Annotated in this window: 9 protein-coding genes and 11 tRNA genes; 12 read left to right on the forward strand and 8 right to left on the reverse strand. The window is 39.2% G+C overall.

The genetic code is table 11. From position 1 onward, the window contains the following. Nucleotides 1-9 precede the first annotated feature (9 nt). The 8 genes from H5157_RS09730 to msrB all read left to right on the forward strand — a co-directional run bounded on the left by H5157_RS09730 (nt 10) and on the right by msrB (nt 10824). On the forward strand, nt 10-2046 hold the full coding sequence (locus H5157_RS09730; RefSeq protein ID WP_182724597.1) for an FUSC family protein: 2037 nt from the start codon (nt 10-12) through the stop codon (nt 2044-2046). 76 nt (nt 2047-2122) lie between these two features. Continuing rightward, nucleotides 2123-2854, forward strand: a complete 732-nt coding sequence (locus tag H5157_RS09735) for an RNA methyltransferase (protein WP_182724598.1) — start codon at nt 2123-2125, stop codon at nt 2852-2854. Nucleotides 2855-2921: 67 nt separating this feature from the next. Beyond that, nucleotides 2922-6323: a chromosome segregation SMC family protein gene (locus H5157_RS09740; RefSeq protein WP_182724599.1), complete on the forward strand. Its 3402-nt coding sequence runs from the start codon at nt 2922-2924 to the stop codon at nt 6321-6323. Nucleotides 6324-6397: 74 nt separating this feature from the next. Continuing rightward, entirely contained in the window at nt 6398-7165 is a 768-nt protein-coding gene (gene zipA, locus H5157_RS09745; protein WP_182724600.1) for a cell division protein ZipA, read from the forward strand. A gap of 80 nt (nt 7166-7245) precedes the next feature. Then, a complete protein-coding gene (gene ligA / locus H5157_RS09750; protein ID WP_182724601.1) occupies nt 7246-9264 on the forward strand; it encodes an NAD-dependent DNA ligase LigA in 2019 nt (672 codons plus the stop codon). Between the two features lie 10 nt (nt 9265-9274). Next, nucleotides 9275-9793: a DUF2919 domain-containing protein gene (locus H5157_RS09755; RefSeq protein WP_024605439.1), complete on the forward strand. Its 519-nt coding sequence runs from the start codon at nt 9275-9277 to the stop codon at nt 9791-9793. A 2-nt stretch (nt 9794-9795) separates the two neighbouring features. Continuing rightward, nucleotides 9796-10236 (forward strand): hypothetical protein, encoded by a 441-nt coding sequence (locus H5157_RS09760; protein WP_024605440.1) that lies wholly within the window; start codon nt 9796-9798, stop codon nt 10234-10236. Nucleotides 10237-10383: 147 nt separating this feature from the next. Continuing rightward, on the forward strand, nt 10384-10824 hold the full coding sequence (gene msrB, locus H5157_RS09765; RefSeq protein WP_024605441.1) for a peptide-methionine (R)-S-oxide reductase MsrB: 441 nt from the start codon (nt 10384-10386) through the stop codon (nt 10822-10824). Nucleotides 10825-10828: 4 nt separating this feature from the next. Here the strand turns inward: msrB and H5157_RS09770 are convergent, their stop codons facing one another. From H5157_RS09770 to H5157_RS09805, 8 genes are all read right to left on the reverse strand, one after another. Further along, the gene (locus H5157_RS09770) at nt 10829-12475 is read right to left on the reverse strand and encodes a tetratricopeptide repeat-containing response regulator (protein WP_033020645.1); all 1647 of its coding nucleotides are present in this window, start codon (nt 12473-12475) and stop codon (nt 10829-10831) included. Between the two features lie 506 nt (nt 12476-12981). Then, nucleotides 12982-13057, reverse strand: a tRNA-Val gene (locus H5157_RS09775). Between the two features lie 61 nt (nt 13058-13118). Beyond that, nucleotides 13119-13194 (reverse strand) — tRNA-Val (locus H5157_RS09780). Nucleotides 13195-13226: 32 nt separating this feature from the next. After that, nucleotides 13227-13302, reverse strand: a tRNA-Val gene (locus H5157_RS09785). A 48-nt stretch (nt 13303-13350) separates the two neighbouring features. Further along, nucleotides 13351-13426, reverse strand: a tRNA-Val gene (locus tag H5157_RS09790). A 153-nt stretch (nt 13427-13579) separates the two neighbouring features. Then, nucleotides 13580-13655, reverse strand: a tRNA-Val gene (locus H5157_RS09795). A gap of 50 nt (nt 13656-13705) precedes the next feature. Continuing rightward, a tRNA-Val gene (locus H5157_RS09800) sits at nt 13706-13781 on the reverse strand. 152 nt (nt 13782-13933) lie between these two features. Then, nucleotides 13934-14009, reverse strand: a tRNA-Val gene (locus H5157_RS09805). 1126 nt (nt 14010-15135) lie between these two features. On the opposite strand from H5157_RS09805, the gene H5157_RS09810 reads away from it, so the two are divergent. The 4 genes from H5157_RS09810 to H5157_RS09825 all read left to right on the forward strand — a co-directional run bounded on the left by H5157_RS09810 (nt 15136) and on the right by H5157_RS09825 (nt 15713). After that, nucleotides 15136-15211: transfer RNA gene (locus H5157_RS09810), tRNA-Ala, on the forward strand. Between the two features lie 37 nt (nt 15212-15248). Beyond that, nucleotides 15249-15324 (forward strand) — tRNA-Glu (locus H5157_RS09815). A 144-nt stretch (nt 15325-15468) separates the two neighbouring features. Continuing rightward, a tRNA-Glu gene (locus tag H5157_RS09820) sits at nt 15469-15544 on the forward strand. Nucleotides 15545-15637: 93 nt separating this feature from the next. Then, nucleotides 15638-15713: transfer RNA gene (locus H5157_RS09825), tRNA-Glu, on the forward strand. The last annotated feature ends 3 nt before the right edge of the window (nt 15714-15716 follow it).

Raw genomic sequence — 15716 nt, forward strand, 5'->3', positions numbered from 1 at the left:
GGGAATACAGTGGGCGTAGTATTCCAAAATTTGTTTTTTCCTAAAAAACAGGCAATTATTTTTGCGACTAAGGGTGTTATAGCCATGGTGATGGCGCTGACTATTGCTATGTCGCTTAATCTTGAAAGGCCTTATTGGGCGCTAGTCTCGGCTATATTTTTGCAATTACGCCCGCAAAGCGGATTAGTTATTGAAAAAGCAATTTGCCAAATAATAGGCACCATAGTGGGTGGTTTATTTGGCATATTGCTTTTAACTCAGTTAATTCTCTACCCTTATTTAGCGCTCGGTGCACTGGCATTATGGTTGGGGGTGAACTCTTCGTTATCGGCAATGGTACGCCAAGCAAACTTTGTTTATGCGTTTGCTATGGCCGGTGTAACAGCCGCCATTATTGTGCTTTTAGTCATGGTTACTCCGGCAATGGTGAGCAGCCAAAGTATATTTGATATTGCACAAGCGCGAGTAAGCGAAATAATAATAGGTTCTGTATGTGCTGGGCTTGTGAGTCATCTATTTTGGCCTGTAAAGGTTAAACATTTACTGCAAACACAAGCGCGGTCGGTTATAAATCAAACGTTACATTATTTAGTTATTGAGCTTGATTCTAAGGGCTCGCACGAAAACCGTCATCAGCAAATAGATGGCATTATGGCAACATTGGGATCAATAAACGAAGATTCCAGCGCAGTAAGGTACGAAGGACCAAAAGGTCCAGGACGCTCGCGTGCTGCAAATCAGTTGTCGCAAAAAGTACTTTCTTTATTGGCCTTAATTCAAATAATTGGCCGTCTACAGCGAAACCACGAAGACCTTATTACACCTACTTTAGATAAATTAATAAGTAAACTTAAGCACGTATTTGCGCAAATTAAAGAGTCTGACGATTTTGATTACTGCGCCGAACAAGTTAAAACGCTGCGTAAAGAGCTAACCGACTATAGAGCAAATACGGTGTGTGATTCGCCATTTGAATCTCACATGCTCAATGTGAGCTTAGAAGTAGCAGCCGACTTAACAATTTTACTACGCGCATACAGAGCGTTAGAAGAGCGTGATAAAACATTATTAAATGCACCCAGTATGCTTACATATCGCGACCCATTAGCTGGCATTATTGTTGGATTTAGAACTGCTTTGGTATTTTCTATCGGCGCATTTATTTGGATTAATACAGGCTCTTCTGCTGCATTATTAATTATGATTTTACCGGTCATATTTTCGATAATGTTGGCGAGAATACCGTTAGCTATTTTACAGGTGGTAATAAAGCGTTTATTGGTAGGCGTGGTGGTTGCTGCTATTGTAACTATTTTTTACGCACTCAATTTATTATCACAAAGTGGTGGGCAATTAGAAATATTGCTACTTGTATTAGCAGGACCTTATTTTCTGGGTTTACTGCTGCTAGCTGATCAACAAACATTGCCATATGGCTTGGGGTTTTGTATCCCATTTACGATTTTGGTAAGACCCAGTACCGATATGAGCCTTGCGTTTTCAATCGATTACACACTTAGCTCTGCAATGGCAATTTTTGCGGGGGTGAGTATTTTATTTTGGATTTTTCAGTTATTCACAGGCCCGAGTGTGCAATTACTTGTTCATCGTGTTTTTAAGGCCACTTATAAAGATTTACTCGAAATAAATAACCATCCAACCCCAAGTATTTGGTATAACCGCCGCATGGCCGATAGGTTAATTCGCCTAACTAATTACGATCAAGGTTCACACTCACGCGTAATTACTGATCTTGCACTAACCGCTCTAAATTTAGGGCATGCGTCGGTTCGATTAAACTCAATTTGTGAAAATTTGGCTGGTAATACAAAGCTAAAGTATTTAAATGAGTGGCAGCGTACATTAGCCGATGCATTTATGTTGGCAACCAAGGGCAAATTTAATAATAAGTTTAAGCAAGCGTCAGATAATCTTTATGGGGAATTGGCTCAGACGGTGGACGATTCAAATCAATTAGAGGCAATAAAAGGCATGTTTATTCGCATTAATCTGACCTTTGAAAGAAGTGCGAGTAAGATAAATTAGCCCCATTCGCTGCTTTTCGAGTTCAGATGTTATAACGAAATCTGTTATACTTGCTGGATAATTTTATGGGGCTGTTATGATTTCAAAAAACCAACTCAAACTTATTCGCCAACTTGGCCAAAAAAAGTACCGAAAGCAATATAATCAATACCTTGTACAGGGTGAGAAAAACGTACTTGAGTTATTAAACAGCCCATTAAATGTGGTTAATATTTTTGCTACAAACGAATTTATAAATGCGTACCAAGGTAAGTATCAGCACGCTAATTTTATTGAAGCTGATGAAGAAGTCCTCACCAAAGCCAGCACGCTAGTTAGCAATAATGCAGCCATTGCTATTGTTGATATGCCAAAGGCAGCTTTACCACAAGCAAGTGGCTTAATACTCGCACTTGATGGCGTATCAGACCCTGGTAATTTAGGCACAATAATAAGAGTGGCAGACTGGTACGGTATTAAACATATAGTAACTAGCACCGACAGCGCAGACGCTTACAACCCAAAAACAATTAGCGCCACGATGGGCTCATTTGTAAGGGTATCGGTAAGCCAAGTAGATTTACCTGATTACCTACAGTCTTTAAATTTACCTGTTTACGGTGCTTTTTTAGATGGGCAAAGCGTGCATAAAACCCAATTTACGGGCTCAGGCGTTTTACTAATGGGCAGTGAGTCGCATGGAATACGCGAGACATGTGCAAAGTTAGTAACTAATAAAATCACCATCCCCGCTTTTGGTGGTGCAGAATCGCTTAATGTTGCAATGGCGACCGGTATTATTTTAGATAATTTTAAACGACAAGCTTAACAATTTAACTGTTAATGAGTTAAATTGTTTGTAATCAATAACAATAATAATCGGTAATAACAATAAGATGCGCTTAAGCACTATTAAATTAGCGGGCTTTAAATCGTTTGTAGAGCCCACTAAAATTCCATTTCCTGATCAAATGACGTGTGTTGTTGGCCCCAATGGCTGTGGCAAATCTAACGTTATTGATGCAGTACGATGGGTGCTAGGTGAAAGCTCTGCTAAAAACCTGCGTGGCGACGCCATGACCGACGTTATTTTTAATGGCTCAACTAATCGAAAAGCCATATCACAAGCCTCTGTAGAGCTTGTTTTTGATAACGATAAAGGAAGTCCTTCAAACACATTTGCCGATCGAAACCAAATTGCTATTAAGCGTTTAGTAACGCGCGACGGACAGTCACTGTATTTTTTAAATGGCAGTAAATGCCGTAAGCGTGATATTACCGATATATTTTTAGGCACCGGTCTTGGTCCACGTAGTTACGCAATTATTGAGCAAGGGATGATCTCGCGCTTAATAGAAAGTAAACCACAAGAGCTGCGCGTATTTTTAGAAGAAGCCGCTGGCGTTTCTAAATACAAAGAGCGCCGCCGCGAAACTCAAACTCGTATAAAGAGCACTCGCGAAAATCTTGAACGTTTGTTAGATGTGCGTAAAGAATTACAAAGCCAGCTCGATAAATTGGCTGTGCAGTCGGTTGATGCAAAAAAATACCGCGAATTAAAAGCACAAGAACGTACGCTAAAAGGCCAAATTGCCGTTTTAAAATGGCAAAAGTTACATCAGCAGCAACTTGAAAAAAGTGCCCAAATTAAAAAACTTAATGATCAAATTTTGTTTTTTAAAACCGCTAACTCAGGGCATGACGATGTACTTGCAAGCCTAGAGGGGCAAGTACAAGCCCAGCAAGATAAACTAAGCGATGCACAGCATCAGCAACATGTAATACACACCGAGCTTACTCGCGCTGAGCAACAACAAATCAATGTAAAGCAGCAAACCCAAACGCTTAAACAAAGTTTAATTAAATTACAGCAACGCCAAATTCAAAGTGCTGAGGTAAAATCGCAGCAGCAAATTGTGTGCGAGCAACTTAATGAAGCCCTGCAAGAGGCAAATGAAAACGCCTTAATATGTGAAGAGCAAGTTAGTGGGTTAACGCATGAACTTGAGGAATTATTAGCACTTAAGCAGCTCCACCATACTCATTGGCAAGCTTTGTGTGAGCAACAGCAACAGCTTAATAATAACGTGCAACTGCATAGTAGTCACATTAAACAAACTCAGCAGCAAATAGGCCACGTTAACGAGCAAATTGATCAGTTAACTGTTCAGCTTAGCGAGCTACAAAGTAGTGATGTAGAGCAGCAGTTAATACAGCAAACACAGCAAACACAAACATTAACTCAAGAACTTGCCGCTAAACAAACAGCACATACGAAGTGCACTGCTAAGCTTGAAATGCAAAATGAGCTTGTTAATAACTCACAAACACAATATTCGACGCTCACTCAAATAATAAACGAGTTAAAAGCCAGTATAACGGGGCTTAAAAGTACATTAGGGCTTGATGAGAAAAGTGAACGCACTAATGGTTTGTTTAATCAGCTAGGTGTTAAAGAAGGCTTCGAGCTTCTAATAGAGCAAGCACTTAAATCTTTAGAGCATTTAAATGTAAGTGAGCAGCAAGCTGATAACAGTGTGTGGCCAAATAGTGATAAAAGCATGCCAACAAATAGCTTAGCTACATATATAACAAGCGGTGTTTATCCAGAGCATTTAGCACGTATTGCTTATAGTGAAAGCGGTGATTTAGAAATACTAAAAGATAGTTTTTATACAGCCATTATGGATAAAAACGGTGCTTTATATGGTCGTAACTGGCATGTAAGTGCCGAATGTAATGCAGAAAACTCATTACTTTTAAAGCATAAGCAATTGCAAGATAAAGCTCAGCAGTTAATCAATGCCGAGGACGAGTTACAACAAGTAACACACACTCGTGACGAACATACAGCTGAGCAAATAAAATTAATTAACGAACAAAGCGAGCTAAAAGAAACCATACATGAGCTTGCGCAAAATATAGCGGTAGCCAGTACGCGCAGCGACATGCTTGTGCAGCAAGTAGCGCACTTTAAGTTACAACTAGAAAAGCTACAACAACAAAAACAGCAATTAACAAATCAGCTTTTACAATTAAATACCGTGCTTGATGAGCAAGTAGCGCAATTTGAAGTGTTAAATGAGCAGCAACTCAACTTAGCGGATGAAGTAGACGCTGCAAATAGTTTGCGCTCACAAAGTGATAAAAGTTATAGCGAAGCATTAAGCATGCTTGAGCAATATAAAACACAAGCGCATAAGGCAACGCTCTCAGAGCAAAAGGCACGCAGTGAATGGCAGTTAAGCCAAACCAAATTGAGCCATGCAGAGCAAGAGCACGTTAGTGCATCTGAAGGTGCGCAAGAACTACTTAGTGAAATAGAAGAGCTGCTAATACCAGAGCAAGAACTTAGCGATAAAATTACGCAGCTCTTAGCACAGCATCAAAAAGGTGAGCAGGCATTAGTATTGCTACAAAAAGAATTAGCTCAGGCGAAAGAGAGCTTAAACACTAAGCAAATAAGCCTTAAAAATTCACAAGGTGAGCTGGTGGGCTTGCAAGAGCAGCACCAAAAGCTAACAATTGAAGAACAAAGTTTAGTAATAAAAGCGCAAGTTGCGCTTGAGCCATTAGAAGAATTAAAACAAAGCTTAAAAGCAATACTTGATGAATTACCAGATTCATTAAATTTAAGTGCAGCACAAAATCAGTTAACAGGATTTACTAATCAGTTAGATAAATTAGGTGCAGTAAACTTGGCGGCAATAGAAGAGTTTGATTTAGCCAAAGCACGTAGTGACTATCTTGATAATCAATTAGATGATTTAACAAAAGCGTTAAGCACCCTTGAAGGTGCAATTCGTAAAATTGATATTGAGACCAAAACACGCTTTAAAGCGACGTTCGATCAAGTTAACGAAGACTTTGCTGAGCTATTTCCTAAAGTTTTTGGTGGTGGGAGCGCGTATTTAGAATTAACCAGTGACGATTTACTCGAAAGTGGTGTTAGTATAATGGCACGACCACCGGGTAAGAAAAATTCAACAATTCATTTGTTAAGTGGTGGAGAAAAAGCGCTGACCGCATTATCATTAGTGTTTTCTATATTCAGGCTCAATCCAGCTCCTTTCTGTATGCTGGACGAAGTAGATGCACCACTAGATGATGCCAACGTTGTGCGTTTTTGCCGTTTGGTTGAAGAAATGTCACAATCAGTGCAGTTTATTTATATTAGTCATAATAAAATTGCGATGGAAATGGCAGGTAGATTAACAGGTGTTACTATGGCAGAACCTGGCGTATCGCGTATGGTTGCTGTAGATATAGAGCAAGCTGTGCAACTTGCACACGCATAAATTTTTATAACAAGTGTATTAGTTTTTCATTAATATACAGGTTTTAGGCATATCAAATAATAAAAGGTGAGGGGATGGCCGAACAATTAAGATGGGTTTTAATCGTTATCAGTGTAATTGTCATTGGTGGTTTATTAATACATGGATTGTGGTCAGTCAGAAAAAAAGACCGCCCAGAAGTATCGGATAATGAACGGGTTGAGCCATTACAACAAAGCGCACCAGCTTCATCTAAACCGTTTCGTACTGAGGCTGAGCCAAAAGAGCCAATGCAAGACGAACGTGATGAGCCACAATTTGGCGAGCTTAACTTTGATGCAAATGAGCCGCAAATTGATACAAGCGTGCCAGAAACACCGATTGAAGATGACTTAGAAATAGTTGATGATCTTGAAACAAAAGATCAAAGTGCTGAAGAAACGCCTACTCAAATGTCTGACTTTGTTATTGTGCATATTCAAATGCCAGAAGAGCTTAGTATGCAGGGCAGTAAACTATTACCAGCAGTTAATACTTTAGGTTTTAAATATTCTGAGGAAGGCTTTTTTAATCGCCACTTAGATCCGGCTGGCCAAGGTCCTGTTTTGTTTAGATTAGTAAATATGTACAACCCAGGTACGTTTGATATTGATAATATGGAACAATTTAGTACCGCAGGGGTAAGCTTATTTATGACGTTACCGTGCGACGGCGATGGTCTAGCGGCATTTAATATGTTGCACAGCGCAGCTAAAAAGTTAGCGGATGAATTTGGTGCACAAATTTTAGATGCTGAGCGAAATGAAATGACAGTAGAGCGCATCAGGCAATATGTTGAACAGGTTCGTTCTTTTTCAGCGTAAATAACGCATACATTATATTTTTATAAGCCACTGGACGGTGATTCGTCAAAGTGGCTTTTTTTATGTTTATTGAGGTTTAAATGTCTAGCAGCATTAGTGAGCAAATTAATCATCTTCGTACTACATTAGAGCAACACAACTATAACTATTATGTGCTCGACACCCCCAGTATTCCTGATTCTGAATACGATAGGTTATTACGCGAATTAAGCGCACTAGAGATGCAGCACCCTGAATTTTTAACCGCCGACTCTCCGACACAAAAAGTAGGCGGTGCCGCACTGAGTAAATTTGAGCAAGTAGCGCACCAAGTACCCATGTTATCGCTTGATAACGCGTTTAGTGAAGAAGAATTCACTGCGTTTAATCGCCGTATAAAAGAGCGCTTAATGAGTACTGATGAGCTTACTTTTTGTTGTGAGCCAAAACTTGATGGATTAGCCGTATCAATTATTTATCGTGATGGTGTGCTTGTACAAGCGGCTACGCGAGGTGATGGTTTTACCGGTGAAAACATTACTCAAAATGTTAAAACCATTCGTAATGTACCGCTTAAGTTACGTGGTGATTACCCAAAAGAGCTTGAAGTGCGTGGCGAAGTATTTATGGACAGCGCTGGCTTTGATAAATTAAATACTGAAGCGCAAAAACGCGGTGAAAAAGTATTTGTTAACCCGCGTAATGCAGCCGCGGGGAGTTTGCGTCAACTCGATTCTAAAATTACAGCTAAACGCCCACTCATGTTTTATGCTTATAGTACTGGGCTTGTAGCTGATGGCAGTATTCCTGAGGATCACTATCAGCAATTAGAAAAGTTAACTGACTGGGGGTTGCCACTGTGCCCAGAAACAAAATTAGTTGAAGGTCCTAAAGCCGCGCTTGAGTACTACAGCGACATTTTAACGCGCCGTGGTGAGCTCAAATATGAAATTGATGGCGTAGTAATAAAAATAAACCAAAAGGCCTTACAAGAGCGTTTAGGCTTTGTGGCACGAGCTCCCCGCTGGGCTATTGCGTATAAATTTCCGGCGCAAGAAGAAATAACCCAACTGCTAGATGTCGAATTTCAGGTGGGCCGTACTGGCGCTATTACCCCAGTTGCACGCCTAGAGCCTGTTTTTGTTGGTGGTGTTACCGTATCAAATGCAACACTACATAATGGTGATGAAATTGCACGTTTAGGTGTAAAAGTAGGTGATACAGTTATTATTCGCCGTGCTGGAGATGTAATCCCACAAATAACGCAAGTTGTACTTGAGCGCCGCCCTGATGATGCCAGAGATATCGAATTTCCAGTAACTTGTCCTATTTGTGACTCTCATGTTGAAAAGGTTGAAGGCGAAGCTGTCGCTCGTTGTACGGGTGGGCTTGTATGTCCTGCACAACGCAAACAAGCAATTAAACACTTTGCGTCACGCAAAGCGCTGGATATAGACGGCCTTGGCGATAAAATTGTTGATCAGCTGGTAGACAGAGAGCTTATAAAAACACCCGCTGATTTGTTTGTTTTAAAACAAGGACATTTTGAGTCACTTGAACGAATGGGACCTAAGTCAGCCAAAAATTTAGTAACAGCCCTTGAAGAGGCGAAAGGCACTACGCTTGCTAAGTTTTTATATTCATTAGGTATTCGCGAAGCAGGTGAGGCAACAGCACAAAATTTAGCTAATCACTTCCTTACCCTTGAAAATATAATAAATGCCAGCATTGATAGTTTAACGCAGGTAAGTGATGTAGGCGAAATAGTTGCAACGCATGTTCGTGGCTTTTTTGATGAAGAGCATAATTTAGCAGTTGTTAATGCGCTTATAGAGCAAGGCGTAAACTGGCCAGCGTTGAGTGCACCTTCTGAAGAAGAACAACCACTCGCAGGACTTACATATGTACTTACCGGCACGCTTAATACACTTAACCGCAATGATGCTAAAGCTCGCTTGCAGCAATTAGGTGCTAAAGTATCTGGTAGCGTATCAGCGAAAACTGATGCGTTAGTCGCAGGTGAAAAAGCAGGTTCAAAACTAACTAAAGCGCAAGATTTAGGTATCGACATACTCACGGAAGATGAATTAATTGAGCTGCTTAAAAAGCATAATGGCTAGGAAAGCGACAATGAGCCGATATGGGCCAGAATACTGGGATAAGTACGGAAGTTACCGTACACCTATAGCATTTCATTTAAGTTTGCTGGTGCTTTTACGTGGCTATTTTATTTGGGTGATTGCGGCTTTAAGCCGCAGGCCTGAACTGGATTTAATGTCGTTATTTTTTAAAAATAAAAATGATTTTTTTATCGCAATAGCAATTGGAAGTATTGCAATAATACCGACTATTTTATTTTGTTTACGCAGACCACGAGATTCACACAGTGCGAGCGATAAGTTAGCAAAAATATGGCGGCATATGCGCTGGCCCCTTATTGTATGTGCTGTTGTTGATTTAACATGGTTAAGTATTCAAGCTGCGCATAGCCATTATCGATTTTCATCATTTTTAGCAGTACAAATGATGATTGTTTTATGGGTATTGTGGTATTTGGTGAAAAGCCGTTATTTAACCGTTTTTTTTAATGATTGGCCTGAGCCGACAGAAAAAGCATCAGAAGAAAAAAAGCGACTTAAAAGGGATTAGTTGTGGACGCTGTAAATAAAAAAATAGCGATAGCTATATCGTTAATAGGCTTAGTGCTTGTTATTTTAATGATTAGCACTGAGCTTTTAGAGTCTATGTGGTTTAAAGCGCTATTTGGGTTGTGGGTATTTGTTTTTTGCTCAAGCGTTTATAGGCTAACGCCCTTATTTAAATCAAGAAATAGGCTAGAGGATTTTATTCAGCGAGATGCCCAACATTTACTACTTTTTAGTTTGATGGGATTTTTTGATAAAAAGCATGGTCCAAATTGGTTAGTTATTGAGAGTATTGAACGCATAACAACAAAGGATGATGAGCTAATTATTTACAGTAATAACGAGCGCCAAATGAGTGTTAGTTTACCTGTAAAAAAAGCAGAGCTAGATAGTTTTATTAAACGAATACTTACCGACTCAGAAAAACAAAATATTACCTTTAGCTGAGGAGATTACCTTTAAAATTGAACGAGTTTTAGTTTTAAACGCTCAACACTCTTTAGCTGATCTCTAGTGTATTAAATAACGTAATAATTGACCGTACTTCTTATAAATTTATTAAGTACGGTTAATCAACTATTCAATGAGGCTATTATGTTGAAGTGGAATGATGTTATTAACTTTGCCACCAACGGCAATCCTACCCCAAGTAAAAAAGTAGTCAAAACTGACGAGCAGTGGCGGATGCAACTATCAGAAGATGAATATTACGTAACACGTAAGAAAGGAACAGAGCGCCCAGATAGCTCGGGTAGTTGTACATTACTCGAACCTGGCAAGTATGTGTGTATTTGCTGTGATAACCTATTGTTTGATGCCGATGAAAAGTTTGATAGTGGCACTGGTTGGCCGTCATTTACGCAACCTGCGACAATTGAAGCGATTGGTTATGTAAACGATACAAGTCATGGTATGGAGCGCATAGAGGTGGTTTGTAATGTGTGCGATTCGCACTTAGGCCATATTTTTCCAGATGGCCCATTACCAACAGGTTTACGTTATTGCGTTAATGCCGCAGCAATGAAAAAGATCTAATATTTTATTTACTAGCGCTTTGAATATCTAAATTCATTTCTTTTGCTATATGTAAAATCTTATCTAAACGCTGCGTCTGATCTGCTTGTAATTTAGTTTTATCAAGAAGGGCGTAGCATCTTCTAGCAAGATCCATATTAAATGAGCTGCCAGATTGCTTGGTTGAATCAAATAGGCACTGTAATAAATTAAGTGCAATACTCTGATTGCGAGGCATTACTCTAAATGCTTGCGTAAAAGCTTCCAGCGCAGTATTTAACTGCCCTTTATTAAATTGATTAACGGCATGGTTATTAAGCTCTTTTGGACCCATTTTAATATCGCGTCGCTCACTTTGTTGCTGCTGAATATAACGCAAGTAAGTTGTGTCGCTAACTGCAGGGTGTCTTTCACAGTGGCTAATTATTTGTGTGAATAAGGTTTGCGCCTTCTGATGAAACCCCAGTTCATGAAATGCTTTTGCTTTATCAAGTGCTCCATCAACCGATCGGATATGAGTATCGTCGTCATCAAGCTGCTCAATTAGCTTTTTCGCTTTTTGATGCTCGTCTTTTAAGTAATGAAGTCGTGCATTAAGTACATCAATTTGAGCTTGATTTGCATTATTAGGAAACTGTTTTTTTAAATCATTAATGTACTGATTTGTTTGTCTAGAAATTCGTTGAATTTGATCAGTTTGATCAGTCGTTAACGCAAAGTCGATACCGGCACGTGCTGCATTTAAATATACATCGGGGTGGTCGTGTATTGAGTGCTTTGCAAAGGTGGCTATATCTTTTTGAGTTAAATAGCTTTTTTCGTAGTCGTGATTAATTAGCGACACATTACTTAACGATTTTTGGCGTGTGATGTTTCGCGGTGCAATGTCTGCTGCTTGACTTAAAAAGCTTTGTGCTAGTTCAAACTGATTTAGCTTTATTTCTAATCTGCCCAACAAATCAAGGGCTACTAAACGAGTTTCTTGGCGCTCTAACATTGTCTTGAGCATTCGCTGCGCCAAAATATGTTCGTTATTCGCTATAAGTGCCTCTACTAAACCTACTTTTGCCCAAGCAAATTTTTGAATATCGAGAACAGACTTAAAAAAGTCTTTTGCATCTTGAGCACGCTTTAAGCGAAGTAGGGCATCGCCTTTTAAGCGAAGTAGGATAGGACTGTAATTATTATTTTTTTTATCCAGAGCGGTATCAATAAATTTAATAGCTTTTGAATCGTTACCATCATCAATTAATGAATACACTGTTTGTAAGTCGTGTTTACGCTTTAAGATTCGTTCAATGCGTGTTTTAAGCTCTTGTACTGTAAAAGGCTTAACTAAAAAGTCATCTGGCTGCAGCTCAAGAACACTATGAACGAGTGAGCCACTTGTTTCTGCTGAGATAAAAATAAAGCCAGTCGAACTTTTTATGAGCTGCTTTACACGTAGCTCTTCATAAAGCTGGTAGCCATCTTGGTGTTTGTTTAAGTTGAATGAGCAAACTATTAGATCAAATTCTTCACTTAAACACTGCTCTTTTGCAGAGTTTGCATGATCAGCAAAGCGCAACTGCCGAAAGCCAAGCCTTTCTAACGATTGTTTCATATAGCTTTGAGCAAGTGGCTGCTCCTCTACTATAAGTATTTTGGCTTTTGAATAGATCTTAGTTGGCATTGGCTTAAGTGTAATTGTATTTAACACAGACTATAATCAACAGTTTAACTCCTTACAAGGGAATTTAAATGATAGCTGTATTTATTAGGTACTTAACTTTGTCTAATACGTTTATCTAACTTCGAAAGTACTGAGCCGAATAGCATAATTAAAAACTAAATAAGTAAAATGGAAACGCTATATTTGATGAGTGCTTTGATATGGTAATTTAGATTTTAATAAAAATATGAAATATATTTAAGGTAAAAAGAGGAGTTAAACGTATTTAATATGGGAAAAAGTTATTACTAGAGAAATTGTTTAATGGTATTTATATGTGGTGGGTGATTACTTGGCTTGATACCAGTGACCCTCGCCATTATTTGTAAAGGGTGGTGATGCTCTTTTTCTTACGACTAAGTTAAATACATACGATTTTTATATTGAGTTTTTATAAAGTTCTTAAATATATTTAATATGAAAAGAAAGAGTTATTACTAGAGAAGTTATCTGATGGTATTTATATGTGGTGGGTGATACTGGACTTGAACCAGTGACCCTCGCCTTGTAAGGGCGATGCTCTCCCAACTGAGCTAATCACCCACATATAATAGGTATGCCTGTTATTTAATTCTTTATTATCAATTAACCGCTTGATGTAATTTGGTGGGTGATACTGGACTTGAACCAGTGACCCTCGCCTTGTAAGGGCGATGCTCTCCCAACTGAGCTAATCACCCAAATTACATTTTAATATGCACCATTCTAGGAATGGTGGGTCGTACTGGACTTGAACCAGTGACCCTCGCCTTGTAAGGGCGATGCTCTCCCAACTGAGCTAACGACCCATATTAAATTTTAAGACGCGACTATTGATATAATAATAGGTTTATATGTGGTGGGTGATACTGGACTTGAACCAGTGACCCTCGCCTTGTAAGGGCGATGCTCTCCCAACTGAGCTAATCACCCACATATAAATTAAAACGCTACTATTAAAATAAATAGTACTGGACTTTAACCAGTGAACCTCGCCGTTACTTGTAAATAGCGGTGATGCTCTCTTTTTTCTAACTGAGCTAACGACCCATTTAGATTTTTTTGTAATATGCACCATTTAAAAAATGGTGGGTCGTACTGGACTTGAACCAGTGACCCTCGCCTTGTAAGGGCGATGCTCTCCCAACTGAGCTAACGACCCATATTACAATTTTAAAACACGACTATTAATATAGTAATAGGTTTTATATGTGGTGGGTGATACTGGACTTGAACCAGTGACCCTCGCCTTGTAAGGGCGATGCTCTCCCAACTGAGCTAATCACCCACATATAATTTAAAACGCTACTATTAAATAAATAGTACTGGACTTTAACCAGTGAACTTTGCCGTTACTTGTTAGTAGCGGTAATGCTCTCTATTTTCTAACTGAGCTTATGACCCATATAGAATTTAGATGTGAACACTTTAACTAAAAAGTGGTGGGTGATACTGGACTTGAACCAGTGACCCTCGCCTTGTAAGGGCGATGCTCTCCCAACTGAGCTAATCACCCACATCTAAACAACATTGCATTGCTGCGTTGTTGTGGGGCGCTATTATAGATAGAGTTGGAAATGTGTCAACACTTGAATGATAAAAATGTGCTGAATGAAGGTTTTATAAACAATAGGATATGGTTGAAGTCTATTTTATCATCAAATTTGATATTGCAGTTCAATTAAGCACCTAAAAGTGAGTAGGGAATTGTATTTTATTAACCTTAAATTTAGTTTTACGATACTCATTGTTTTTTTACTGGAGTCGTTTTTATGATTATGAGCAAGATCGATTAATATTAGGGCGAGTTATTTAGTGAATAGAGTGGTCCTTTAAAAATGAATTTAATCTAAACTTCCCAAAATAAATGCTATTTCAGCATTCTAAACTCTATTTTTGTACTTACTTTATTTTTATAAGCCAACCTAGCCATCTCGTAAATACGTATTCCTCGCTACTAGCTTCGGGTTAAGACTAAATAGATCACATATAACTAGGGCGTGTTGACCTTTGTGGATTCAAATTTGTTCAATCTAGGGACGATTAAATCGCGGCGCGAGGTTTGTAACCTAGTGGGCCAAGTAAAAGCCGAGCAAAGCTTCCGCTTCACCCACCAAAGATCAACGCGCCTTGAAGTTTTATACATAGAATTACGAAGCAACAGTGCTCTTTTAAAAATGCTCTTCAAACAATAATCGAATTTTTTAGTACGAGTTACGCTGGTTATTAAGCAAGTAAAGGCTGCGGGTACTCTCAAACCCACATTTAAGTTTTGGTTATTATAAGCAATTGTAACTTTTAAAAGATTAAGGCGATTGGCGGGGCCTTAATTGGTAGTTTATAGATAAGTTTAATTTGCATATAAATGTATACCTTTGCTTTGATGCAATTTTGTTTCATTAAATGGGGGAGTGGGGGCTATTGAGTATTCGCTGCAATATAGTGATGTTATTATAAGCAGTAGGGCTTGAATCTTATTCAAATTGTATTTTTTAGCACGCTTGATAGCCAGTTTGTTGAAAATTAAACCATTTAAATAAAGCTAGGTAAAAAACTGTTGACTTTATTTTGGGTGGTGCATAGAATGCGCCCCGCACTAAGCGATACACGATGTGTTTATCACGGTGGGTATTGATTAAGTTGGGGCCATAGCTCAGCTGGGAGAGCGCTTCGCTGGCAGTGAAGAGGTCTGCGGTTCGATCCCGCATGGCTCCACCAAAAATTAGTGTTTTGTCCTAGGGTAGCAGTTTTCTGTGTCCCCATCGTCTAGAGGCCTAGGACACCGCCCTTTCACGGCGGTAACAGGGGTTCGAATCCCCTTGGGGACGCCACTTAACTTTTATTAGTTAAAGGCGGTTTTACCGAGAAAATAGCGTCACAATTAAAGCTCGAGTCTTTACTTGTATTAAACGCAATTACCTTAAAGCTCATGATGTGAGTTAAACTTATCAACTGTCCTAGTGACACATTTATGTGTCCCCATCGTCTAGAGGCCTAGGACACCGCCCTTTCACGGCGGTAACAGGGGTTCGAATCCCCTTGGGGACGCCACTTACTTATTTTTAATAGGGAAGTGTAGTGTTATTAAGAAAGCTCGTCTGAAACGAGTCTAAAAATTCAGTTGTCCTAGTGACACATTTATGTGTCCCCATCGTCTAGAGGCCTAGGACACCGCCCTTTCACGGCGGTAACAGGGGTTCGAATCCCCTTGGGGACGCCACTT

Origin of the sequence: Pseudoalteromonas sp. SG43-3 (genome assembly GCF_014164385.1) — a bacterium.
Classification (GTDB): Bacteria; Pseudomonadota; Gammaproteobacteria; order Enterobacterales; family Alteromonadaceae; genus Pseudoalteromonas; species Pseudoalteromonas distincta.

Excerpts from the sequence above, each read along its gene's own strand:
- H5157_RS09735 (WP_182724598.1), top strand. The coding sequence starts at position 2,123 with ATGATTTCAAAAAACCAACTCAAACTTATTCGCCAACTTGGCCAAAAA.
- zipA (WP_182724600.1), top strand. The coding sequence starts at position 6,398 with ATGGCCGAACAATTAAGATGGGTTTTAATCGTTATCAGTGTAATTGTC.
- H5157_RS09770 (WP_033020645.1), bottom strand. The coding sequence starts at position 12,475 with ATGCCAACTAAGATCTATTCAAAAGCCAAAATACTTATAGTAGAGGAG.
- msrB (WP_024605441.1), top strand. The coding sequence starts at position 10,384 with ATGTTGAAGTGGAATGATGTTATTAACTTTGCCACCAACGGCAATCCT.
- ligA (WP_182724601.1), top strand. The coding sequence starts at position 7,246 with ATGTCTAGCAGCATTAGTGAGCAAATTAATCATCTTCGTACTACATTA.
- H5157_RS09755 (WP_024605439.1), top strand. The coding sequence starts at position 9,275 with ATGAGCCGATATGGGCCAGAATACTGGGATAAGTACGGAAGTTACCGT.
- H5157_RS09740 (WP_182724599.1), top strand. The coding sequence starts at position 2,922 with ATGCGCTTAAGCACTATTAAATTAGCGGGCTTTAAATCGTTTGTAGAG.